This is a genomic window from uncultured Merdimonas sp., assembly GCF_963929015.1.
GTDB lineage: Bacteria > Bacillota > Clostridia > Lachnospirales > Lachnospiraceae > Merdimonas.
Genome location: NZ_CAWVHE010000009.1, coordinates 48,941 through 73,124, shown reverse-complemented (window position 1 = coordinate 73,124; position 24,184 = coordinate 48,941). Strand labels below are relative to the sequence as shown.

20 protein-coding genes and 2 pseudogenes are annotated in these 24,184 nt (G+C 51.8%); 8 read left to right on the top strand and 14 right to left on the bottom strand.

The window, feature by feature from the left end:
• The first annotated feature begins 43 nt into the window (after positions 1 to 43).
• Positions 44 to 988: an AraC family transcriptional regulator gene (locus tag ABGT54_RS05040; protein ID WP_346663102.1), complete on the top strand. Its 945-nt coding sequence runs from the start codon at positions 44 to 46 to the stop codon at positions 986 to 988.
• Between the two features lie 3 nt (positions 989 to 991).
• Here ABGT54_RS05040 and ABGT54_RS05035 read toward each other — a convergent pair whose 3' ends face one another.
• From ABGT54_RS05035 to ABGT54_RS05010, 6 genes and pseudogenes are all read right to left on the bottom strand, one after another.
• Entirely contained in the window at positions 992 to 2,386 is a 1,395-nt protein-coding gene (locus ABGT54_RS05035; protein ID WP_346663101.1) for an aminopeptidase, read from the bottom strand.
• Between the two features lie 169 nt (positions 2,387 to 2,555).
• Positions 2,556 to 3,932 (bottom strand): annotated as a pseudogene (locus ABGT54_RS05030) (MATE family efflux transporter).
• Between the two features lie 206 nt (positions 3,933 to 4,138).
• Positions 4,139 to 5,741 (bottom strand): annotated as a pseudogene (locus ABGT54_RS05025) (FGGY-family carbohydrate kinase).
• 65 nt (positions 5,742 to 5,806) lie between these two features.
• Positions 5,807 to 7,303, bottom strand: a complete 1,497-nt coding sequence (gene araA, locus ABGT54_RS05020) for an L-arabinose isomerase (protein WP_346663100.1) — start codon at positions 7,301 to 7,303, stop codon at positions 5,807 to 5,809.
• Between the two features lie 34 nt (positions 7,304 to 7,337).
• The gene (locus ABGT54_RS05015) at positions 7,338 to 8,039 is read right to left on the bottom strand and encodes an L-ribulose-5-phosphate 4-epimerase (protein WP_346663099.1); all 702 of its coding nucleotides are present in this window, start codon (positions 8,037 to 8,039) and stop codon (positions 7,338 to 7,340) included.
• Between the two features lie 2 nt (positions 8,040 to 8,041).
• On the bottom strand, positions 8,042 to 9,124 hold the full coding sequence (locus ABGT54_RS05010) for a GntR family transcriptional regulator (RefSeq protein WP_346663098.1): 1,083 nt from the start codon (positions 9,122 to 9,124) through the stop codon (positions 8,042 to 8,044).
• 290 nt (positions 9,125 to 9,414) lie between these two features.
• Between ABGT54_RS05010 and ABGT54_RS05005 the strand changes: the two genes are divergently transcribed.
• Both ABGT54_RS05005 and ABGT54_RS05000 read left to right on the top strand, forming a co-directional pair.
• Positions 9,415 to 10,158, top strand: coding sequence for an SDR family oxidoreductase (locus ABGT54_RS05005; protein WP_346663097.1), 744 nt, complete (start codon positions 9,415 to 9,417; stop codon positions 10,156 to 10,158).
• Positions 10,159 to 10,366: 208 nt separating this feature from the next.
• A complete protein-coding gene (locus ABGT54_RS05000) occupies positions 10,367 to 11,797 on the top strand; it encodes a helix-turn-helix transcriptional regulator (protein WP_346663096.1) in 1,431 nt (476 codons plus the stop codon).
• A gap of 50 nt (positions 11,798 to 11,847) precedes the next feature.
• On the opposite strand, the gene ABGT54_RS04995 is transcribed toward ABGT54_RS05000, so the two are convergent.
• The 5 genes from ABGT54_RS04995 to ABGT54_RS04975 form a co-directional block, all read right to left on the bottom strand.
• Positions 11,848 to 12,336, bottom strand: a complete 489-nt coding sequence (locus tag ABGT54_RS04995; protein ID WP_346663095.1) for a GAF domain-containing protein — start codon at positions 12,334 to 12,336, stop codon at positions 11,848 to 11,850.
• Positions 12,337 to 12,438: 102 nt separating this feature from the next.
• Entirely contained in the window at positions 12,439 to 14,940 is a 2,502-nt protein-coding gene (locus ABGT54_RS04990) for an FtsX-like permease family protein (RefSeq protein WP_346663094.1), read from the bottom strand.
• Complete coding sequence (locus ABGT54_RS04985) at positions 14,937 to 15,608, bottom strand: ABC transporter ATP-binding protein (RefSeq protein ID WP_346663093.1); 672 nt, start codon at positions 15,606 to 15,608, stop codon at positions 14,937 to 14,939. The genes ABGT54_RS04990 and ABGT54_RS04985 overlap by 4 nt, the downstream gene beginning before the upstream one ends.
• Positions 15,609 to 15,710: 102 nt before the next feature.
• Positions 15,711 to 16,853 carry a HAMP domain-containing sensor histidine kinase gene (locus ABGT54_RS04980; RefSeq protein WP_346663092.1) on the bottom strand — a complete coding sequence of 381 codons (1,143 nt, stop codon included), beginning with the start codon at positions 16,851 to 16,853 and terminating at the stop codon, positions 15,711 to 15,713.
• Positions 16,826 to 17,509 carry a response regulator transcription factor gene (locus ABGT54_RS04975; RefSeq protein WP_346663091.1) on the bottom strand — a complete coding sequence of 228 codons (684 nt, stop codon included), beginning with the start codon at positions 17,507 to 17,509 and terminating at the stop codon, positions 16,826 to 16,828. Before ABGT54_RS04975 ends, ABGT54_RS04980 begins: the two co-directional genes overlap by 28 nt.
• A gap of 212 nt (positions 17,510 to 17,721) precedes the next feature.
• Here ABGT54_RS04975 and ABGT54_RS04970 point away from each other — a divergent pair, with 212 nt between their 5' ends.
• The 4 genes from ABGT54_RS04970 to ABGT54_RS04955 all read left to right on the top strand — a co-directional run bounded on the left by ABGT54_RS04970 (position 17,722) and on the right by ABGT54_RS04955 (position 20,049).
• Positions 17,722 to 18,309 carry a hypothetical protein gene (locus tag ABGT54_RS04970; protein ID WP_346663090.1) on the top strand — a complete coding sequence of 196 codons (588 nt, stop codon included), beginning with the start codon at positions 17,722 to 17,724 and terminating at the stop codon, positions 18,307 to 18,309.
• Positions 18,306 to 18,431, top strand: coding sequence for a hypothetical protein (locus ABGT54_RS04965; RefSeq protein WP_346663089.1), 126 nt, complete (start codon positions 18,306 to 18,308; stop codon positions 18,429 to 18,431). Before ABGT54_RS04970 ends, ABGT54_RS04965 begins: the two co-directional genes overlap by 4 nt.
• A gap of 156 nt (positions 18,432 to 18,587) precedes the next feature.
• Entirely contained in the window at positions 18,588 to 19,070 is a 483-nt protein-coding gene (locus tag ABGT54_RS04960) for an RNA polymerase sigma factor (RefSeq protein WP_346663110.1), read from the top strand.
• Positions 19,063 to 20,049 (top strand): zf-HC2 domain-containing protein, encoded by a 987-nt coding sequence (locus tag ABGT54_RS04955; RefSeq protein WP_346663088.1) that lies wholly within the window; start codon positions 19,063 to 19,065, stop codon positions 20,047 to 20,049. Before ABGT54_RS04960 ends, ABGT54_RS04955 begins: the two co-directional genes overlap by 8 nt.
• A 61-nt stretch (positions 20,050 to 20,110) precedes the next feature.
• On the opposite strand, the gene ABGT54_RS04950 is transcribed toward ABGT54_RS04955, so the two are convergent.
• Positions 20,111 to 20,329: a DUF3791 domain-containing protein gene (locus ABGT54_RS04950; RefSeq protein ID WP_346663087.1), complete on the bottom strand. Its 219-nt coding sequence runs from the start codon at positions 20,327 to 20,329 to the stop codon at positions 20,111 to 20,113.
• 174 nt (positions 20,330 to 20,503) lie between these two features.
• On the opposite strand from ABGT54_RS04950, the gene ABGT54_RS04945 reads away from it, so the two are divergent.
• Positions 20,504 to 20,782, top strand: coding sequence for a helix-turn-helix domain-containing protein (locus ABGT54_RS04945; RefSeq protein ID WP_346663086.1), 279 nt, complete (start codon positions 20,504 to 20,506; stop codon positions 20,780 to 20,782).
• 137 nt (positions 20,783 to 20,919) lie between these two features.
• Here ABGT54_RS04945 and ABGT54_RS04940 read toward each other — a convergent pair whose 3' ends face one another.
• The gene (locus ABGT54_RS04940; RefSeq protein ID WP_346663085.1) at positions 20,920 to 23,421 is read right to left on the bottom strand and encodes an ABC transporter permease; all 2,502 of its coding nucleotides are present in this window, start codon (positions 23,419 to 23,421) and stop codon (positions 20,920 to 20,922) included.
• A complete protein-coding gene (locus tag ABGT54_RS04935; protein ID WP_346663084.1) occupies positions 23,408 to 24,139 on the bottom strand; it encodes an ABC transporter ATP-binding protein in 732 nt (243 codons plus the stop codon). The genes ABGT54_RS04940 and ABGT54_RS04935 overlap by 14 nt, the downstream gene beginning before the upstream one ends.
• Positions 24,140 to 24,184 lie beyond the last annotated feature (45 nt).

The window sequence follows — 24,184 nt, the reverse complement described above, 5'->3', positions numbered from 1 at the left end:
TCCATTTATGTTAAAATATGTCAAACAATAGGAGGTGAACATCATGACTTATATCCGAACCCATTTAAAACGTGAGATCGTTATCGATTCCATCATCACCATCCACTATTTTGAATATATGAAAGACTTTGTCTTCCACGGCGAATCCCATGATTTCTGGGAAATGCTCTATGTGGACAAAGGCTCTGTCCTTGTGCGTTCCGGAGAGGATACGGTACGCCTGGAAGCCGGCGATATTATTTTTCACCAGCCCTGCGAGTTTCATGCCATCCGCTCAGTAGGTTCTTCTTCTCCAAACCTGGTAGCCATTTCCTTTACCACACAGTCGCCTGCCATAGATTTCTTCCGCAAGAAAAGCTGTACCCTGACAATGGAAGAGCGGACGCTCATCTCACACGTCATCAGCACGGCCAGGGAAACATTGTCCACACCCATGCACCTTCCTTCGGTAGAACAGATCCAGCTAAGAGCCGACGCTCCCTTTGGATCCGAACAGTTGATCCTCCTCTATCTGGAGCTTTTTCTGATCACTCTGCAGCGGAACCACAACAACCGGGAGAACCTGACAGACTCCAAGTCTGTCGCTCCGCTGTCAGACACCAACGACGCCGGCAAATCCGGAAGGATCAACGAAGTGATCGAATACATGCAGTTCCACATCTGCGAACCGCTGACCATTTCCAAGATCTGCGACGCGCTCTCGATCAGCCGGTCCGCCCTGCAGTCTCTCTTCCATTCCGAAAAGAACTGCGGCGTCATGGAATATTTCAATGACCTGAAGATCCAGAGGGCCCGGGATATCATCCGGGACGGCTCCATGAACTTTACGGAGATTGCGTATTTTCTTTCTTACAGCTCTCTCCAGTATTTTTCCAAACAGTTCAAGAACGCCACCGGGATGTCTCCCTCAGAGTACGCTTCCTCTGTAAAGGGCATTTCTAATTCTTTGAAACGTCCGGAGGACTATGGTATCACCCCCCCCCGGTAGAAATTAAAATGTTTCTTTTAAAAATGCTTTATAGCCTTTCACGGCTTCGTAAATGTCTGCCTTGCTTGTGGTCTCCCATGGAGCGTGCATAGACAGCACGGCAATTCCGCTGTCGATCACTTCCATGCCGTAGACCGCGCAGAGGTAGGCGATGGTTCCGCCGCCGCCCACATCGATCCGGCCAAGTTCCGCGGTCTGGAACCGTACCTGGTTTTCTCTCATCACCCGGCGAAGCTGTGCCACATATTCCGGATTCGCATCGTTGGATCCGCTCTTTCCGCCGTGGCCGGTGTATTTATTAAATACCGGTCCGCAGGCCAGCATCGCGGAATTTCTCTTTTCATACACTTCCGCAAACATCGGATCAAATGCGGCGCTTACGTCCGAAGAAAGCATCTTGGAGGAAGAAAGCGCTCTTCTTACCGTCAGCTCATTGTAATCCCCAAGAAGCGCAACGATCTCTGCCACCATATTTTCAAAAAACCGGGAAGTCATTCCGCTGGCGCCTACACTGCCGATCTCCTCCTTATCGATCAGGATACAGCAGCTGGTCCGCTCCGGAGCTTCCACCTCCAGCATGGCCATCAGAGACGTAAACGCACACACTCTGTCATCCTGTCCGTAAGCCAGGATCATACTTCTGTCCAGGCCGCACTCTCTTGCCTTTCCCGCCGGCACGATCTCCAGCTCGGCAGAGATAAAATCCTCTTCTTCAATGCCGTATTTTTCTTTCAGAAGATCCTGGATGTATCCTTTTACCGCATCCTTCTCTTCACCCTTTTTCGCCCGGTTTCCAATGAGAAGATCCATATTTTCCGCATCCACAAATTCATCTGCTGTCTTTTTGCGGATGGGCTTGTCCAGATGGGGCAGAAGGTCTGTGATCACCAGAACCGGATCTTCCGGATCCTCTCCGATGACAATCTCTACTTTCTCGCCGTTCTCTTTTACAACCACACCGTGGATCGCCAGAGGCTGCGCCAGCCACTGGTATTTCTTTACGCCTCCGTAATAGTGGGTGTCAAAATAAGCCAGCCCCTCTGTCTCATAGAGAGTCTGCTGCTTCAGATCGATCCTGGGAGAATCAATGTGCGCCCCCAGAATATTCATGCCCTCCTCAATAGGTTTTTTCCCGATCTGGAACAGCACGATGGCCCGCTCCGCATAGACGGCATACACCTTATCTCCGGCCTGCAGGCCTCCCTTTCCTTCCTTTTTGTCGGCAATCGCTTCCCGGATGTCCCGGTAGCCCGCTGCCCTGGCCATGCGGATCGTCTTTGCGACACATTCACGCTCTGTCTTGCCCTCGTCCAGACACTCCCGGTAACATTGGTTTACCTCCTCCAGACGTGTAAGCTCGGCTTCATCATAAATCTGCCATAAATTCTTTTTGTCCACTTTTGCCATTCCTCCTGTCATACCATAGTTAAGTTTTGTATATAATGCCATTATAACGTAGACGGCAAAAGAAACATTGTCAAATCAGCTTAAAATGTTGTCATTTTAGTAGGGCGCGAAAACAGGCGCGGCGTCGGTCTTCCCGGCGCCGCGCCTGTCCAACGCGTCTTTACCGTCTCTTCTCCAGTCCGTGGATCCAGTCGGACTTCAAAAAATAAAGCAAAAAGATTCCCGAACTCAGCGCCCAGGTCAGCGGATATGCCCAAAATACCACCTTGATATCCGGCACGATCCGCACCGCGATGCTGATATAGCTGACACGGATCACGCACCAGCAGATCATCATAACGAACATGGGCACGGTAGATCTGCCGGCCCCTCTTAAAATTCCTGCCATACAGTGGGAAAAGGCCAGCAGGAAGTAAAACCAGGTAACAGTCCTGGCCCAGATCACGCCGTATCCGATCGCCTCTTCTCCGCCTCCAAAGGCTCCGATCAGCACCGGCGCAAGGAGATTGATCACAAGACCGACCGCCTCTGCCAGCGTAAGGGAACAGATCGCCCCGAACACTGCGCCTTTTTTCGCCCGTGCATATTCCCTGGCGCCCAGATTCTGACTGGTAAATGTGGTAAGAGCCATGGCAAAACAGGTGACCGGCAAAAAGCCAAAGCCTTCAATCTTGGCATAAGATCCACAGCCGGCCACCGCCGTAGCTCCAAACGCATTGATATTAGACTGGACAAATACATTGGCCAGAGAAATAATCGAATTCTGTATACCTGCCGGCACGCCGTTGGTCACCACCTGCCGCAGCATTTCGCGCTCGATCCGCACTTCTCTTAGCTGTAACTGAAAAACTCCATTTCCCTTCATCAGCTGACGCAGGCAAAGGCCGGCGCTCAAAAACTGTGAGATCACCGTCGCAAAGGCGGCCGACCACACGCCAAAGCCCAGAACCCCTACAAAGAACAGATCCAGCACAATGTTTGTGACAGAAGATATGATCAGGAAGATCAGCGGATGCTTGCTGTCCTCCCATGGCCTGCAGGATGCCTACAAAAAAGTTATACATCACAAAAGCCAGCGAACCCAGAAAATATACCCGGAAATACGCCAGCGACTCCGGCAGGTACTTCCGCAGGCGTCCCCATCAGCACCAGGATCTTTGGCGCTCCCAGGATGCCAAGGATGGTCAGAAGGATACCGCAGATCAGACCAAATCCTACGGTGGTATGTACAGATTTTTTCAGATTCTGCATGTCTCCGGCGCCAAAATACTTTCCGGTCACTACGCCTGCTCCGATCGCGATGCCATTAAAAAAGCCCACCAGGAGAAAGATCAGGTTCCCTGATGAACTAACCGCCGCAAGGGCATTATTTCCAAGAAAATTACCAACGATCACCGAGTCGGCAGTGTTGTAAAACTGCTGAAAAAGATTCCCCCAGAAAAGAGGTACCGCAAAATGCGACCAGACGCTTCCAGATCGGCCCGCTGGTCATTAAAGTGGCTGACGATGCCCCGGCCTTAGAGTTTCCCTTAGCCATTGTAGATCCCTCCAAAGATAGTTAAATTTGACATATGCTGTCAGATCATGACGCCTCCGCTCTACCTTTATTCTGCTCCTGTCTGCGGCGAAAGTCAATCCTTCTTTTTCTGACTTTTTTCCCCGCAGGGCCTTTTTTTTCAGAACAAAGAGCCCGGAGACGAAGTTTCTCCTTCGTCTCCTGACTCTTCTGCCTTTTCTCTTTTTCTAAAATGTCTCCACCGCAGCTCTTTCAATAGCAAGCCCTTTCGTATAGAGCTCCATGAATTTCTCATAACCCGTCACATCTTCCGGCACCGGATCAAGACCGGTTCCTCTGGAATCCTGGAATACTTTATCCGCCAGATAGGAGGTCAGATCCTCTCCTTCTTCCCGGCGCACCAGGTAATCTGCCAGAAGGGCAATGCCCCAGGCTCCGCCTTCGCCGGCCGTCTCCATTACATACACCGGCGTGTCGATGGCTCCTGCCATGATCTGCTGGCCTACCCCTTCGGTCTTAAAGAGGCCTCCATGTCCCATCATCCGGTCCAGACGGACATGCTCTTTCTTCAGAAGGATGTCCATGCCTGTCTTCAGCGCGCCAAGAGAGGTAAACAGATGTACCCGCATGAAATTGGCAAGGTTGAACCGACTCTCCGGGCGAGCGGACAAACATCGGTCTTCCTTCATCGAATCCTGTGATATGCTCTCCGGAAAAATAATTGTAAGCCAGCAGTCCGCCGCAGTCAGGATCTCCTTCCAGCGCTTTGTTGTACAGCTTGCCATACAGCGTATTCATATCCACATCCATGCCCATGCAATCAGCAAATTCTTTGAAAAGGCCTACCCATGCATTCAGATCCGTGGTGCAGTTATTGCAGTGCACCATAGCCGCCGGATCTCCGGACGGGGTGGTCACAAGGTCGATCTCCTCATAGGGTTTTGACAGGTCTTTTTCCATAACCACCATGGCAAACACGCTGGTTCCGGCAGACACATTTCCGGTCCTTACCGCCACACTGTTTGTGGCTGCCATGCCGGTTCCCGCGTCTCCCTCCGGCGGGCACATGGGCGTGCCGGCCTTAAGGGTTCCCGAAGGATCCAGGAATCTTGCCCCTTCTTCTGTCATGCAGCCTGCGTCATCCCCTGCCAGCAGCACTTTCGGCAGAAGGTCACGGATCTTCCAGGGATATCCCTGTCCTGCCACCAGCTCATCAAACTGATCCACCATCTTTTCATGATAGTCTCTGGTCTTCGTATCCATGGGGAACATGCCAGCCGCGTCTCCGCTTCCCAGCACCTTCCGGCCGGTCAGTTTCCAGTGGATGTATCCAGCCAGAGTGGTGAAAAACCGCACGTCCTTTACATGCGCTTCCCCATTCAGGATCGCCTGATAGAGATGCGCGATGCTCCACCGCTGAGGAATGTGGAACGCAAACAGTTCCGACAGCTGTTTCGACGCTTCTCCGGTGATGGTATTTCTCCAGGTTCGGAAAGGCACCAGAAGCTCATCCTTCTCATCAAATGCCAGATATCCGTGCATCATGGCGCTTACACCCATACCTGCCAGGCGGGTCAGCGTCACATCGTATTTTTCTTTTACGTCTTTTACCAGATCACTGTAGCAGCCCTGCACGCCTCTTTTTATCTCGTCGATATCATAAGTCCAGATGTGATCCACATATTGATTTTCCCAGTCGTAGCTTCCCGAAGCGATGGGAGTTTTATCCGTGTCGATCAGCACGGCCTTGATCCGGGTAGAGCCAAGCTCCATCCCCAGGACCGCCTGCCCGGAGCGGATGGTCTCAATAATCTTATCTTTGCTTTGCATCCTGTCTTCCTCCTGTCCTTCTATCTTTTCAATCGTTCTTTATTATCGTTTCATTATTATCATTATTATTTATAAGCAGCCTCGTTCCAGCGCAGCTCATTCTTCAGGCCGCGGATCGTGGTATCCTGATCAATGTATACGGCCTCGATTCCCATAGCTGCCGCCCAGTCTCCCATCTGCTCTGCGGTCAGATCATAAGAAAACGCGGTGTGATGTGCGCCTCCGCAGAGGATCCATGCTTCCGCTCCGGTAAGAAGATCCGGCTTCGGAGTCCAGAATGCAGTTGCTACCGGAAGATTCGGCATCGGCTTTTCGGTCTTTTTGCAGTCTACCTCATTGATGATCAGACGGAATCTGTGTCCCAGATCGATCAGAGATGTGGCAACCGCCGGTCCTGTCTTGGAAGTAAATACCAGTCTTGCCGGATCCTCCCTGTCGCCCATACTTAAGGGTTTTACCTTAATGCTCACCGGACCATCGGCAATGGTGGGGCATACTTCCAGCATATGCGCCTGCAGGATGCCTTCCTTGCCCGGAGCCAGATTGTAGGTATAGTCCTCCATAAAGGAAGTTCCCTTCGCATCTTTCATGCCCTCTGTCATGATCTTCATGATGCGGACCATAGCTGCTGTCTTCCAGTCGCCTTCTGCTCCAAATCCATATCCCTTCTGCATCAGTCTTTGCATTGCCAGACCCGGCAGCTGCTTTAAGCTTCCCAGATCCCCGAAATGGGTAACGATAGCCTGATAGTTTTTCTCCTCCAGGAACCGCTCAAATCCAATCTCAATCCTTGCCTGCTCTGCCACATGACGGCGGAATTCTTCCGGATCTCTTCCCTCCAGGAGAATATCGTAGGTGTCATAATACTCATCTGTCAGCGCTTTCACATCGCTTTCCGACACTGCAGCCACTGCTTCCGCCACTTCATTGACCGGATAAGCGTCTACTTCCCAGCCAAATTTGATCTGAGCTTCTACCTTGTCGCCGTCCGTTACCGCTACATTTCTCATGTTATCGGCTACTCGCATGACACGGACATGGCTGCTTTCGATCACGCCCACTGCAGTACGCATCCAGGAAGCCACTCTTTCCTGTACTGCCGCGTCCTCCCAGTATCCTACAACCACCTTCCGCTCGATCCCCATGCGGGTAAAGATGTGTCCATACTCTCTTCCGCCATGAGCAGACTGGTTCTCATTCATAAAATCCATGTCAATCGTGTCGTAGGGAATCTCCCGGTTAAACTGTGTGTGCAGGTGCAGCAGCGGTTTGCGGTACTCCTGCAGTCCCAGGATCCAGGACTTGGCCGGGGAGAAGGTGTGCATCCAGGTGATCACACCCGCACATTCCTCATCCACATTTGCCTCATTAAAGGTTTTCCGGATCAGCTCATTGGTGATCAGGGTCGGTTTCCAGACCACCTCATAGGGAAGTCTTCCAGACTCGTTCAACTTTTCTACGATGATCCTGGAGTGCTCTGCTACATGTGCCAGGCACTCATCTCCGTAAAGGTCCTGTGATCCGGTACAAAACCAGAACTTGTAATTTTTTCTTTTCAGCATGTTTTTGATTCCTTTCTATATTTATTTATTATTTTTATTGATTTCCCTGCCCGTAATAGGCGTTTGCCCCGTGCTTTCTGTAATAGTGCTTGTCCTGAAGCTCCTGTGGCGCCGGCTCTACATGGGGATTGAGTATCTCGCACCGGGCCGCCATTTTGGCAACTTCCTCTGCCACCACCGCATTGTGCACCGCCTCGTGGGCGTCTTTTCCCCAGGTAAATACACCGTGGTTCTTGCACAGCACCGCCGGAACCGCAACCGGATCCTTCCCTCTTGCCTCAAATTCATCCGCGATCAGGACGCCGGTATTTTTTTCATAGGCTTCTTCGATCTCTTCTCTGGTAAGATTCCGCACACAGGGGATCTCTCCGTAGATATAATCCGCATGGGTCGTGCCGTAGCAGGGGATGTCTCTTCCTGCCTGCGCCCAGCTGGTGGCCCAGGAAGAGTGGGTGTGGACCACGCCACCGATCTGTGGAAACCGGTTGTAGAGCACCACATGGGTAGGCGTATCAGAAGAAGGATTGTACCTTCCCTCTACCTTATTTCCTTCCAAATCCATGACAACCATATCTTCCGGCGTAAGTTTGTCATACTCCACGCCGCTTGGCTTGATCACAAACAGCCCCTTTTCCCGGTCGATCCCGCTGACATTTCCCCAGGTAAATGTCACAAGACCATATTTGGGCAGAAGCAGATTTGCTTCATAGACTTCTTTTTTTAATTGTTCCAGCATATTTACCTTCCTTCCTCGGTCTGCATACGCACCGAATTTCTGATTACCAGTTTTGGATCGAACTCCTGCGTTTCCATCCGGACTCCGTCTTTGACGCACGCGGCAATCTTTTCTGCCGCAGCCCTTCCCAGTTCTTCTGCCGGATTCTCCAGGGACGTGAGAGGAATCTGTGACAGCTCAGCCAGATTTGAATTGTCGATCCCCACAATAGAAATATCCCTTGGCACCCGGACTCCTCCTTTCTTCAGGAGCAGCTCCAGCTTGCAGGCGATCTCATCATTGTAGCACACACAGGCAGTGCAATGTTCCAGTCTCTTTAGAAACTTTTCGCTTTCCTGCTCCATGTCTGCCATCTCATTGGAATCGATCCAGATCACATCCCGGCTGCGGATCTTCAGATCCCTTTCCATCAACGCCTGCATATAGCCGGCGTAGCGGAGCCTTCCCTGTCCGTCGTCCGCCTTAAAGATGCCGCCAATCCTTGTGTGCCCGCACTCAGCCAGATGCCTTGTTGCAACATACCCTGCCTTCTGATCATTGAGACTGACATACGGGATATCCATCTCCGGATAAAAGCTGTTGACAAACAGCACCGGAACCCCGGATCTTTGCAGCTCCCGGTACAGCCCCAGATTGGGGTTTGGCAGGCCGCTCTTTACCGGTTCCGCGATCAGTCCGTCAATGGAAGAGGTCCTTAGGAACTCCTTCAGAAGCATCCGCTCCTTTTCCACTGCGTTCTCCGTCACCGATATCTGCAGCGTACAGCCTTCCCTGGATAACCCTGCCTCCATTCCCCGCAAAAGCGCCGGAAAAATGTAAGAATCCACGCATGTCAAAAGCACGGCAATGCGGATCTCCTTTCCTGGCTTCCGGCGGACATTGGCCGAGATATAGCTGCCGCTTCCCCGCCGCCCTTCCACAAGTCCTTCTTTGCGAAGCATGTCAAGCGCTGTCCGTACCGTCTGTCTGCTGACCTGAAACTGTGCCATCATCTCGTTTTCCGAGGGGAGCTTGTCTCCCAGGGACAAATTTCCTACTTCTACTTCGGTGCGGATCCATTCTGCAATTTTTTCATATTTTTTCATAGATCAATATCATCCCCCTTTCCCGGTTTTTTACGTTCTCTTTTTCTATACTTCCACTATATAGCACAACAACTTACAATACAATTCGCTTTTTTTCTAAAAATATTTTCCGGTTTTTAGCAAAAAATGAGAAGTTGTATTCTTTTCGGGCCGAAAACACAAGACAACTTGTTCTGTGATTTTGTCACAGAACTTTTCTGTCCGATAGTGTATTCTTGAAGCATCAGATCCATACTAACGTCATAACAGATTAAGACATTTGTTTCAACCAGATGAAAGGAGGAATCCATATGTTAAAAGGAAAAGTCGCCGTGATCACCGGCGGAACCAGAGGAATCGGATACGCAACAGTAAGAAAATTTCTGGAAAATGGAGCAACCGTTGTACTGTTCGGCTCCCGACAGGAGACAGTAGCAAAAGCGCTCGATTCTCTGAAAAAAGAGAATCCGGACTGGCCCGTATCAGGCGCATGGCCAGATCTTGGCAGCGAAGAAGCCGTAGCTGCAGAGCTGGAAAAGATCAGGAAAACCCACGGAAAGATTGATATCCTGATCAACAACGCTGGAATGTCCGACAGTAAACCAGTCACCGATTACACTTCCGAACATTTCGAGAAAATCATGAAGCTCAATGTGGGAGCGGCCATGAACTGCATCATCCCCGTTGTAAAAATTATGAAGGAACAGGGCGGGGGCTGTATCTTAAATACCAGCTCCATGGTTAGCATCAGCGGTCAGCCGTCAGGCGTGGCCTACCCGGTCAGCAAGTCGGCAGTCAACGGCATGACCTGGTCCCTGGCGAGAGAACTTGGTCCCAGCAACATCCGGGTCAATGCGGTGGCCCCGGGCATCACCAACACCGACATGGTGGCCGCCCTTCCAAAGGAAATGATCCAGCCGCTGATCAACGCCATCCCCCTGCGGAGAGTTGGCGAACCGGAGGATATCGCCAATGCTTTCCTGTTCCTGGCAAGCGACCTTGCCAGCTATGTGACCGGAGAGATCCTCTCCGTAGACGGAGCAATGCGGACGTAGGGAAAGGGCTATATTTACATCCGAGAATAATATTATTATGCAAAGAAGGGAAAGAGACTAATTTCTTTCCCTTCTTTGCACGGATTTCCTGTCTTTTCTAACAATATGTGTCAACGTTTGTGGTCATGTTTTTTTCATAATTTTGATGGATATTTTTTGTTTCTTCTCATAAAATATGGTTCTGAACGTATATGGAGGGGGAAGTGCTATGTCCGAATTTTCGTCCATTTTGTCAAAGTATGTGCATGAAAAGAATATAAAGACCTATTCTCTGGCTCAGTACTGTGGACTGGACCGTTCAAATATGTATAAGATCATCAACGGGAAGCGAAAGCCTGCGTCGCTTAATATGGTTCGCAAAATGGCGCAGTTTATGCAGCTGTCGCCGGAGGAAAAGCATGATCTGGAGGAAGCTTACGCCATTACGCTGGAGGGTCCGGAAAATTACTACCGCCGCAAGGAGGTGCTGGAATTTTTCCGGGATTTTACACTCTCTGCCGCGCCGCTTCCGCCGTTTCACTATAACGCCAGGATCGAGGAAGAAGAAAAGATCTTTTTGAATTCATCCATAGAAGTCATGCAGACCTTTTTTCATATGATTTCCTCGGAAATGAGTTCCGGAACCCACGGTCATCTGCGTCTTCTGGTCCAGCCGGACGCAGCGTTTCTGGTCAATCTGATCAGCGCAGAATGTCAGCGGGACGCAGGCATCCGCATCGAACACATTTTTTGTCTGGACAGCCATTCGCATTCCGGCCAGTCCAAAAAGAACTATAACCTGAACTGCCTGAAACAGATCCTGCCGCTGTATGGATCCTGCAGAAATTATGAGGCCTACTATTATTACGACGATATTTCCTCGCGGACAGGCAGTCTGACTCTGCTGCCCTATATGATCGTCACTTCCCGGTGTGTCTGCCTTCTGACCGCCGGTCTGAACAAAGGCTGTGTTCTGCATTCCAGGGAGTCGATCCGGATGTTTTCGGACATCTTTGATGAGTACCTGCAGGAATCCACGCCTCTGCTCAACCAGATCACGGATGTGCAGGATCAGCTTAATTATGCCGCACGGCTGCTCCAGGAAAGTATAACCGGATACAGTTTTCAGATGTCGCCCTGCTTCACCCCGTTTATTACCTTTGCACAGGTGGAGAAATATGTGAGAAAAGATATTTCCGGAAGAGAACTGTTCATTGCCCACTTCCAGGAATATGTAAAAAAGACGCTTACCTTATGCAGCCAGAGCAAGATTACCTCCATCTTCTCTTATGATGGAGTCAGACGGTTTCTGGAAAGCGGACGGATCGACGAATACCCGCAGGACGTCTGCCTGCCCTTTGATCCGCCGGACCGCGCCGCCCTGGTAAAGAAGCTGATCCCCGTCTGCAAAACCGGCGCTTTCCGTATGCTCCGCAAGGATATCGGATCCTCGCTCTATGAACTGTATTTGTTTGTAAACACCAAGAACGGCTATCTGATGTTTCCGTCACCCTACAGCCGCCACCCGGTCTATCTGAATATCGAAGAGCCCGGGCTTCTCTATGCGTTTTATGATTTCTGCGAAAATCTGGATGAAAGCCTCTTTTGTACTCCGAAAGAGGCCGAGTCTCTGCTGACAGAACTGATCCAGGATTTCTGACAAAAAACGTCCCGAAAGACCTTCTGTAAGATCTTTCGGGACGTTCTGCATTAGTAAAAGATTTTCTCGATCTCCGGCAATAATTTCTTTAGCCCTGTCTCGTCTTCTTCTGTAAACCGCCCGGTCTGCGGACTGTCAATATCCAATACCCCACGGATGTTTCCCTGCCGGTCATGGATGGGCAGCACGATCTCTGAACGCGAAGCGCTGTCGCAGGCGATGTGCCCGGGGAACTGGTGGACATCCTCCACCCGGATCACCGCGTCCTTTAAAACCGCGGTTCCGCACACGCCCTTTCCCACCGGGATCTCGGTGCAGGCGGGTTTTCCCTGGAAAGGCCCAAGCACCAGCGTCTCTCCCTCCAGAAGATAGAACCCCACCCAGTTGATCTCTTTCAGTCCCTGATTTAACAGGGCCGAGGCGTTCGCCAGGTTCGCAGTCACATGGGGACAGCTTTCCACCTGGCCGCTTAAACGGACTTTCATATATTTGTAAAGCGCTTCCTTTTGTTCCGGAAATTTGCTGACCGTATGTTCCATGGTTTTTCCCTCCTGCTGTCTGATATATTTTATCATACCATAAATAGGGGCCTGGAGACCATGAAACTTTTTCAACATACAAAACCATTGGCAAACCGGTCTTTACTCCCCGTACCGGATCCGGTCGGTCAGGCTCATCCTGCGGAAGTTCCGGGACACGGCGCAGGTCAGGATCATCTGCAGCGCCGCCACCGCCACGGCCAGGACCGCCGCCTGGATCCCCGGATAATGATACACGGTGATGTTCATCATATTTTCTGCTTTGGCATACAGGAAGATGCCGTATCCGGCCAGGCTTCCGATCCCCAGCGCCACCAAAAGAGTACCCGCCGTATAGAAAAGCCCTTCCAGCTGCAGCATCCGCACCAGCTGCTTTTCCGACATGCCGATGGCCTGGATGATGCCCAGTTCCCGTCTCCGGGTGTAGATACTGTTGACCATGGTGTTGATCAGGTTCATCACGCCCACTGCGCCCAGGATCAGCAGGAATGCGTAACCCAGCACGGTCATAACGGTGACCGCCGTCTCCCAGGTCTCCACATGCTTTTCAAAGCTGTCGGTGGTCAGATAGACGCTCGTCTTTGCCAGGTTCTCCAGGTTCGTATAGGCTTCCTGCCGTCCGGTCTGACCGATCCCTTCTTCCAACCGGATCACGCAGATGTCGCTTAAGTCTGCCCCTGTGATCTTCGCCAGCACAGAGTCCGGCAGCAGAAAGTTGCTCCCGGATACGGCCGAAGGATACTCTCCGACGGCGGCGATCTCAAAGGTGCGCTCCACTGTCCCCTCCGGGGTCTCCAGTTCCATCCGCACCGCGTCGCCCAGCTTCAGCTCCGGGAACCAGCGCAGCATATGGTCAGAGACCAGGATCTTCTCTCCCTCTTCCAGTTCTTCCCAGGTAACCGCCCCTTCGATCTGGCAGTTCTCCACGATCTCCCGGTAAGATTCATCCAGGCCCTGGATGCTGGCGGAGGCGATCTCCCGCTCCGGGTCCAGATCCGCCAGCGTTCCGGTAAGATAGGTCTTCACTTTGACTTCCTCCACTCCGTCTACGGCCCGGATCTGCTCCAGCAGGTCCCCGTTCAGCGGGTTGTTCTGCATCAGATTCACCCAGGCCCGGTCCGGATTCATTTTATCCCCCTCCCAGCTGTCCACGGCGATCTCATAATCCCCCTCAAACTCCTGCTTTGCGATCTCCTCCGGATCGGCGCAGCTAAGGACGGTGGCCACCGCCATGAAGAGGATTCCCACTGCGCCCAGCGTCACGATGGTCAGGATGGATCTTTTTTTATTCCGGGACAGGTTGGAGCGGGTCAGTTTTACAAGACTCATCTCTGCAAATCCCTTCCGCTCTTTTTTCTTCTCCCGGATCTCTCCCTGATACCGCATGGCCTCCACCGGAGAGATCTTCGCCGCCATCCGCATAGGCTTTACCAGGGACAGATACACCGTAACCAGCACGGTCAGGATGGTCAGGATGTAAACCCACCCATACAGGACCGGCACCTGTCTCTGCTCCAGCAGGTCCGTGCAGATCCGGTTCATTTCCATGGCCGCCGCGTTGGTCTGCACGCCTTCCCCGCTGATCCGGTAGATCCAGCGGATCACCGGGCCTGCCAGAAGGCTCCCCAGAAGAAGCCCCAGTGGCAGGGAAAGCGCTGTCACAAGAAGGCCTTCCCGGAAGACGATCTGCCGGATCTGCCGCCGGGTGGCTCCCATGGCCTTTAATTTCCCATACTCCTGAACCTTCGGGATCATGGAGACATAGTGGATGCTGTAGATGGTCAGCACTCCTGCCGCCATCACCACCAGGATGATGCAGACAACGGCGAAAAGGGCCGCCGGATCCGTATAATTGGCCATCAGATAATCGGTGTTGATGACCACGTTGTCCTCTGATACGCCAAAATCCGCGCCAATCTCTCTGGCCCGCTCTTCGATGGCGTCCGTAGTAGCCACATTTTCCCCCACATCCTGAAGGCGGAACATCACCCGGTACTCCCGGTCATTTGCCGGAACCGACTGTTCCAGACAGTCCCTGGACACCAGCACCGAGTAGGCTTTGTTTTCCTCGTCAATCTCTCCTGTTAGAAATCCGCTGATCCGGAAGGTATCTTCTTTCTGATACCCCAGTCCGCCGTCTTCGTAAAGCTGAAGCGGAAGCGTCACCGTATCCCCGATCCCGGCAGTGATCCCGTACTCGGCAAGCAGTCCTTCCGGAAGCGCGATCTCATTTCCTGCTTTTGGAAACGCACCCTCTGCCAGTTCTATTTTGTTCAGTTCCAGAGCCTGTGCATCCATCCAGAGAAACAGGATGGTGGAATCATCGTCCACCCCTTCCCCCAGATCCGAGCGAAGCCCCACTTCCTCCATATCATTGTGGCTTTTCAGCTTCCCCGCATCCTCTTCCGACACCTGCCGGAACATGGCGTGATAAGGCGGATAGTAGGCGTTCACAGCTGCGAACCGCACTTTGACAGAGGCATATCCGACCATCAGCACCATAAAGATCAAAAGAGTGGTCAGGATGATGGCTGCCCCGCTGATCATGTTCCGGGTCCGGTTCTGGCGCGCATTGGCAAGGGCTGTCTTTGTCACTGTCTTCATGACCGCACCACCTTCCCGTCCTCGATGACGATCATCCGGTCCGCCATCTGGGCAATGGTCTCGTCGTGGGTGATCATGACCAGCGTCTGCCCGTATTCGGTCACGCAGTGTTTCAGAAGGCTCACCACCTCGATCTCCGTCCGGGAGTCCAGGTTGCCTGTGGGCTCATCAGCCAGGATGATGGCCGGGCGTGAGGCCAGGGCCCTGGCAATGGCCACCCGCTGCTGCTGTCCCCCGGACAGGGTGCCCGGCAGGGCGTGGAGCCGGTCTGACATGCCGATTTTTTGCACGATGTCCATCACATACTCACGGTCCACTTTCCGGCCGTCCAGCCCGATGGGCAGCACGATATTTTCCCATACATTTAAGGACGGCACCAGATTGTAACTCTGGAAGATAAATCCGATCTTCCGCCTGCGGAACACTGCCAGCCGGTCGTCCTTTAACCGGAAAATGTCCCGTCCTTCCACCAGCACCTTGCCGGAGTCGGGCCGGTCCAGTCCCCCCAGCATGTGCAAAAGCGTGCTCTTTCCCGAACCGGAACGCCCCACCACTGCCACAAATTCTCCGGGCTCCACGCGGATATCGGTGTGGTCGATGGCCTTTACCAGATTATCGCCGGAGCCGTAATATTTTACCAGATCTTTTGTCTCTAAAATCGCCTTCATTGTAAGCCTCCTCTTTGTGCCTGCTTCTTTGTTTCTGTACAGAGCATACCGCCCGAAGCTTACAGAAAGGTAACAAAAAAGATAACAGTTTTGTAAGAAATCCTATTCTTTCGGCAGGGTGATCACAAACTTGCTCCCGCCGGTTCTTCCGCTCTTCACGCACACCGTTCCGCCCTGCTCTTCCAGGATCCGTCTGGTAAGGTAAAGGCCCACGCCGGAGCCCTCCGCCTTTCGTACCGCTTCTGCCTTGCCCCGGTAAAATCTCTGGAAGATCCTGGGCTGTTCCTCTGCCGGGATCCCCGGACCTTCGTCTTCCACCTCTATCATGACATAGCTGACCAGCTCTGATATCCGGATGGTGATGCAGGTGCCGGCCGGCGCGTATTTCACGCCGTTGTCCAGCACATTTCCGATCGCCTCAGCCGTCCAGCCCGGATCATGGATAACCGCGGCGTCAGTAAACTCTTCAATTTCAATGGAAATGTTTTTATCTACTGCTTTCGCATATGCGCCGGCCACTGCCCTTGCCAGGGTCGCCTTCACACCCGCCTTCTCCGGCTTCAGCCGGATCATGCCGGTCTCCAGCTTGCTCATCTGGGTAAATGCCTGGAGAAGATGTTCCAGCCGTTCCACATCTTCCCGCTCTTTCCTTCGAAACTCCTCCGTTTCTTCCGCTGAAAGCTCTGTAGAATCCTCGATCTCATAACTCATCTTCAGAGAGGCCACCGGCGTCTTCAGCTGATGGGAAATATCGGTGATCAGGGACTTGGTTTCCTGCTCCTCCCGCCGGAGTTCCGCCTCCATCTTCTGGTTGCGGACCGTCTCTTCTTTCAGCTTTTCCTCCAGATAGTCCGCCCGCTCCCGGGCTTCTCTCTTAAGCCCCATGCTATGCCAGGCAAGACCTGCACATGCCGCAAGTCCGGCTGCCAGAATGAGCGCCATACCGCCCGCCATGCCAGGCAGCGCGCCGCCCTCAAGACTGTCTTTCAGTCCATACCCGTATTTCTCCAGCAATTCCGTGCCTGCTTTTACAGCGTCCTCACTGTCTTCTACTATTTTCCCCGTCAGGATCCCGGCAAACACAGCCTCCTCCTCAGGCGCCTGCCTGGTGAGAGCCGCCATCTGCCTGGCCGTGTCCTCATACGCTTGCCTGGCCGCTCTTTCCGTCAGAAAGAGCCCCGCCAGAAGGGCAAGAAAAAACAGCCCTGCTGCTAGAGCTATTCTTTTACACTTTCCTGTATCCACAGATATCCCATCCCCCTTACATTCTGAATCCATTCGCCGCCGATCTTTCGCTTCAGCCGGCTTACATTTACCGGAACCGTATTGTCGTCCACAAACTGGCCATCCACATCCCACACATGCTCGAGGATCTGCTCTTTGGAAAGGATCTGCCCTGCGTTCTCCATAAAATACAGAAGAAGCTGCAGTTCCTTTTTGCTTAAGGAAAGCTCTTCCCCGCCGCGGTATGCCCGCATATCCTGATAGGACACCCGGATCTCCCCGGAGCGGATCTCTGTCTTTTGCTCCTCCCCTGCCTGGCGCGCCCGCCGCATCAGGGCATGCACTTTAGATACCAGCACCAGCAGGCTGAAGGGTTTGGTGATATAGTCGTCCGCCCCCAGATCGTAGGCGTTTACCATGTCCACCTCCGAGTCCAGAGCCGTCAGGAAGATCAGATACACCTGGCTTTTCTTCCGGATCTCCCTGCAAAAATCCAGGCCGCTCTTGTCCGGCAGGTTCACATCACTGATGATCAGATCCGGCCCTGCCGCGTCAAAAAGCTCTTCCGCCTCTTTCACAGAAAAAGCGGAAAACACCTGATATCCTTCTTTTTCTAATTTTAATGAAATCCCCCGGTTCAGGTTTCTGTCGTCCTCCAGGAGCAAGATTTTCTGCATAGTGCGGGTCTCCTTATTCGGTGCGTTTTCCTCATTTTACAACGGGGGTTTACGCAGCGTCAACTCTGAGGATGGACTCCACCTCCTGGAAAACAAAAATGATCCGAAAAACCTCATTGACAACTCCTTCTTTTTATTTTACTATTTAATTAAAATTCGGCATTATTCTATATTGCCGCAAAACAATAAATTATCAGACTGGAGGTGAACAAATGGAGAAAGATACTATCCTTCAAAAAGATCAAAAGTTCTTTTCTATAGACGAACTTAAAGGCAAAGGATTCTCATCCTATAAAATCCGTAAACTTGTTGACGAAGGAAAACTGATTAAACTGAACAAAAAATACTACGAAAATCCCGAATATCAAGGCGAAGAATCCGATTTCTATTATACAGAAATTTACGCCCCAGCCGGTGTAATATGTCTGTTGAGCGCTGCTGTTTATTATGATCTGACAACTTTTATTCCTGATGCAGTTGATGTGGCAATCCCGAGAAAAGCCAGAATATCCACCATACCCGATTGGCCGCAGCTAGAAATCCATTATTACACAAATGACAGACATGAACTGGGAATCACCACTGTTAAAGAGGGAAACAACGAGTTTCGTATTTACGACATGGAGAAAACTGTCGTCGACATAGTATTTTACAGAGAGAAGGTCGGAATTGAAGAGACCAGGGAAGTCCTTGTGACCTATCTCCAGAAAAAAGAACGGGATCTGAACCGACTTATGCAATATGCAAAGCTCATGAAATGCGATAAGATAATGAGACAATATCTGGAGGTGCTTGTATGATAAGCGCTATATCTGTGAAAGATCGGTTGAAAAACCGCGCTATCGCCACTGGAAATACCATGCAGGAAACACTGACAGCCTATGGACTGGAAAGAACAGTATACCGGTTATTGACAGCATAAATAACGGATATGAGCCGTACTTTGTGTGGGATCACACAACAGGAAGCTGGAAACAACAAACATAGCGTTTCCTCATGTTAAAAATTTTTTCATTTTTTTGTAACAAAATCCATCTTACTCCGTCTAACCGGTGTACAAAAAAGGAGGTGAGCGGCCCTGGACTACGAGAAATTATATCAATCCTACTATCTGCAGGTCTATTCTTATGTGATGACCCTGGTGCGGAATCAGCCGCTGGCGGAAGAGATCACGCAGAACACGTTCTACCGGGCTATGACCTCCAAAAAGACCTTTGCGCAAAGGTCCGGCGAACTCACCTGGCTTTGCAGCATTGCCAAGCACCTGGCAGCAGACGAATACCGGAAGGCCGGAAAAACCGCCGAACTGGACGAGGCTGCCGCCGTCAGCGGAGGCCAGGATCCGGCGGACGCGGTGGAAGATAAGGAGACCGCGCTTCAGATCCACCTGATCCTCCACGACCTTCCGGAGCCTTACAAGGAAGTCTTCCAGTTGCGGGTGTTCGGGGAACTACCCTTCTCACAGATCGGGTTTATCTTCGGGAAAACGGAGAACTGGGCCAGGGTCACTTACCACCGTGCAAGAATGAAAATTCAGGAAAGGATGGAGAAACATGGATAAGAAGAATTTTTCGGAATGCGGGATCATTCAGGATCTGCTTCCCTTATATTATGATGATGTGTGTACGCCTGCCAGCAAAGAGCTGGTGCAGCGCCATCTGGAACACTGTGCAGCCTGCCGGGCTCTCTATGAGGAACTGAAAGACCATTCCGTGGACCGCGTCATAGAAACGGAGTCCCGGCAGGTCCTGGAACGGCACGCCAGAAAAGAGAGGACCGCCGCCTGGAAAGCCGGGCTTATCATCAGCGTCCTGCTGCTCATCCCGGTGATCCTGACTTTCCTTTTCTCCATAGCCGTCGGCGGGGGACTGGGCGTCTTCTCCGTGACAACCGCCTCCATGCTCCTGGTGGCCGCATTGACTGCGGTGCCTCTTATGACAGAACAGAAGAAACTGACAAAGAGTATCCTGGCCGGGATCTTTGCCCTGCTTCTGATCCTCTTTTTCGTGGACCGCATGAACGGCGGCGGACAGTTCCTGCTGCTCGCCATCCCCACCATTTTCGGGCTCTCCGTGCCACTGTTTCCTTTTGTGATTCGGGGGCTTGCGCTGCCGCCCGTATTGTCGGATAAAAAGGCGCTGCTTACCATGGTCTGGGACACGGCGTGGCTGTTCCTTACCATCTTCACGGTCTGCCATCACTCCGGGGAAGTGGAGGGGCTGCGTGCCGGCACCCTCATCAGCGTGATCCTGATGAGCGGCGTTTGGCTCGTCTTCCTGACCGCCAGATACCTCCCGGCCAACACCTGGATCAAAGCAGGACTGATCTCCCTGATCACCGGAATCTGGATGGCATTTTCCAGCGACGCCTACGGGCTGATCGCGGAACATAAACGGCAGCTCACCATCCTGGCGGCTGACTTTTCCGACTGGACCTCCGCCTGGAGCATCAACGCCAACACCTATCTTCTCTTCCTGGCGGCGGGTATTCTGCTTGGGATCCTGTGCATTGCCATCGGGGTCACAAGAGGGAGAAAATAAGACAAAAGCGCCCCGGAAATGTGAACATTTCCGGGGCAGTCATTGCTTCCATGATACAGTTTCATAGCAACCCTCCATTTCTCCGGCACAGGACGCTCAAATCTTCCAGTATCGTACCAAAATCCAAGGTATGCTCTACATCATAGTTTTCTTTAATAAATGCGATGCCTTTGAATTGAAAAAGATAGCGGAATGCTTCCCGGGCGCTCAGATTATGCTGCCGGGCAAATTCATCAACACAGGCAACGGTAAATCCTATTTTCTGTTTCTGTTCGCTCATTCAAAGTCACCTCGTTTTCATAAACATTTTCATCTATGGCAACTTAAGTATACCATAAGCGAAGCCATTATAAAAGATTCATATCCGTCGCACTATGGCAGGTTTGTTAATACCCCCTTTTCGGCATTTTGGCTTTATTTTTTTCTGCCATTTGGTTCTTTCAGAATCTCCAATATGCTGATCGGCGATAAATGGAAAGTATTGATCCTCCGGGACCTGCTCCCGGGTACAAAGCGCTTCAGCGAACTAAAGAAATCCATCGGAACAGTTTCGCAGAAAGTTCTGACCGCACAGCTTCGTGATATGGAACGCAATGGTCTTGTAAACCGCAAGGTCTATCCGGAAGTTCCCCCGCGGGTGGAATATTCCCTGACAGAACTTGGCCGGAGTCTGAAGCCCATTCTTGACGCCATGTGGGACTGGGGCGAGGAATTTAAAGCGCAGAATACATAGCGCATTTTTTGTTTCTGGCGCAGAAAAAAGGGACGTATCCGCTTTCGGACACGTCCTTCTTCTAAAATTCAATATTTTCATCCTACATTGTTTCAAAACTTGTTTTCAACATTTGTTTATATAAAGATAGCTCTTTGTTATGAAAAACGCACCCGCTCTATCACACTTCCTTTTCCCGCCATATACCTTCCGGCAGCCAGCGGGATCGCTATGCACACCAGGACAATAAACAACGTCATCCCCACCACCGGCCAAAGCGGCACTGTGAAGGGCACCATCATATAATTCATGGACTGGTACACCAGATAGGTGATCCCAAGCCCCAGTGTGGCGGTAAAAAGCAACGAGCCCGCCGCATAGAAAAGACCTTCTGTCACAAGAAGCCGGTTCCTCTGCCGGTCCGTCATGCCGATACTTTCCAGAATGGCAAGTTCCCTCTGCCGGCTCTGAATATTCCCGGTCACGGTATTGATGTAATTCAGAATCCCAATGAATGCCAGAACGAGGGCAATGGCAAGCCCCACTTCCCGCATATTCCCCTGCGCGCGTTCCACTTCATGCAGGGTTTCCAGTTTAGATTCCCAGGAAAGGGCGTTTCCATCCGGACTGTTCTGAATCAGGCCGAGCACTTTGCTTTCCGTTTCTTCATCATATTCCTGCGTGTATCTCACGCCAGCCTTGCAGATCCAGGGATTTTCCAGGAAATCCCTGACTGCGGACTCGCTTACGATGACGGTCGGCGGATCTCCCAGCATGGGGCCGGTATAATACCCTTCGTCCGTGAACCCGGCGATCTCAAACGTACGCGTATTCCCGCTGTCTCCGTATTCTGCACAGGTCACCTGTGTTCCCGCCAGATTTTCCATCGTAAGTTCCAACCCGTTCCGATAGAGGACACAGCTTTTTCCAGACAGAAAATCTTCCCGGTCCAGTGTCGTATCTACCACTTCCTGCAAATAGGGGAACTCCTCTTCGCTGATTCCCAGAATGACAGATCCGAAATTTTCCGGGTACTGCTGATATTCGCTCCGGTCCTCCTCATAGGGAATCATCATCCATTTGGCATAGAATTCCTCCATCCACTGCTCTGCAAAATCCGGCTCCCAGGGAACCGTGATCTGCCCGTACAACAGCGGATACACCGCCGAAACCCCATCCAGATGATCCAGATCTTCCATAAACGAAGCCGTCAGAATATCCCGGTGATCTTCCGGATTTTCCTTTCGCAGGGAATCATTGGTAATCGTAAGATCATTATTCATATGATTGGTCACAATGGTCCTGGCCGCCTGACTTTCCAACAGTGTACTGATACACAGAAAGACTGACAGGCCGGCCGCCAGAGACGTCATGATCACCAGAGACTTCTTTTTATCCTTCCAGATCTGATCCCATGCCATACGGCGCAGAAGCCTGCCCTTTTTCGTCTTGCGTCCGCCCATCTTCCCCTGCGCCGGCCGGTAACCTGCCGCCTCAAGCGGAGAAATGGATACCGCAAGTTTCACAGGTTTATAGCTCCCCAGGCAAATGGTCAGCCCTGTCAGCGCCACGGTGAGAAGCAAAACCGCGGGATTCAGGGAAATCTGTATCTCACCCGCTTCTCTTGCACGGATTCCCAGCGCACGGATCACCGATGGAAATAAAAGGAAAGAAACAAGACTTCCCGTTATAAGTCCACACAGGATCCCGCTGCACCCAAGGATCATCATCTGTCTGCGGATCAGACGCCGGATCTGCAGCCCTGTCATCCCCACCGTCTGAAGCAGGCCGTAATACCGCACATTTCCCGCCACTGACAGGTAGAGGATATTGTAGATCAGCAGGTAGGCACACAGGCAGGTCACCAGGGCCAGACCGCACAGCCCAAAGAAGATTGGCAAAGAATACCCCAGCTCACTGGTAAAAAACAGCGCCTGCTGCTTTCCCAGATCCATGCTTTCGATAAACGCATCCTGCTCGCTCTTTGTCATGATCTTTTTATCAAAATCCAGATGATATCTGCCGCATGTCACCTCAGAGATATCAGAACCGGATTGCAGGTAAAATGCCTCTGACACATAAAATGCCGACTTGGTGCCATACCCTTCCCATATCCCGGAAATCTCAAATTCCTTATCCATGAGGTTTCCATCTCCGTCCCTGTACCCGGCCCGGAAATGATCCCCCACTGTCAGTCCGGCCAGTCCGGCTTTTTCCAAACCTTCTTCCGTCACCATAACCTGATCTTCCTCCTGGGGATAGGTTCCTTTCACCCACTCCCTGGCGGGGGCCATGATCTCATCCCATAAGACCGGATCACACCAGATACAGGCTGCCTCCACTGTGTCGTCTCCCTGGGTGGATTCCAGATACCCGCTTAAAGCCAGGATTCCTGCCCGGCGGATATCCGGATTGTTTTCACACTTTTCCCGCTGCTCCGGTGTGATCCCGTACAGAACAGCATCGTACTCTCCGCCGTTCAGCCGGATATTCTGAACCTTTTGCATCTGAAAATAAGTGATCCCCACCGTAAAAATGGAAAACAACATAAAGGACGCCAGCACAATGGAAAGAAAAATGATCAGGTTACGTCCCCGGTTATGCTTCAGGGAACCCGCTGCCATTCGGTCAATAACCTTCCTGTTATTATTCGCCAACATACGGATCACCTGCCTTCTCGCCGGACTCCTTGTCATCGGAATCTCCCGCTCCCACGATCCGCCCATCTTCAATATGGACGATCCTGTCCGCCATCTGCGCGATATCCCGGTCATGAGTGATCAGGATCACTGTCTGCTGAAATTGCTTTGCCGCCACCTTTAAAAGTCCCATTACATCGTGGCCAGAGGCAGTGTCCAGGTTGCCGGTGGGCTCATCCGCCAGGATAATGGCTGGTTTTGCAGCCACGGCCCGCGCAATGGCCACCCGCTGCTGCTGCCCTCCGGAGAGCATGCCCGGCAGCGCTTCCCTCTTATCTGCAATCTGCAGAAGTTCCAGGATCTCCCTTACAAATGGCCGGTCAATCCGTTTCCCGTCCAGCTCAATGGGCAGCACTACATTTTCATACACATTGAGATCCGGCACCAGGTTATAATTCTGGAACACAAATCCCACCTTTCTCCTGCGAAAGACAGCCAGTTGCTCCCGCTTCATATCCGAAAGCTTTTTCCCGTCCACATACACCTCTCCGGATGTGGGAATATCAAGACCTCCGATCAGATGGAGCAGCGTACTCTTCCCGCTCCCGGATTTCCCAATGACAGCGATAAATTCCCGCTCCCTTACAGAAAGGTTCACTCCATCCAGCGCCTTGACAGTATTCTCCCCCAGCCGGTAATATTTTTTCAGACCCACGGTCCTTACGATCTCGTCTTTCATGTCTTTTCCCTCCTTTGTGATCTCATCCTATCCCCTGAAAATCAC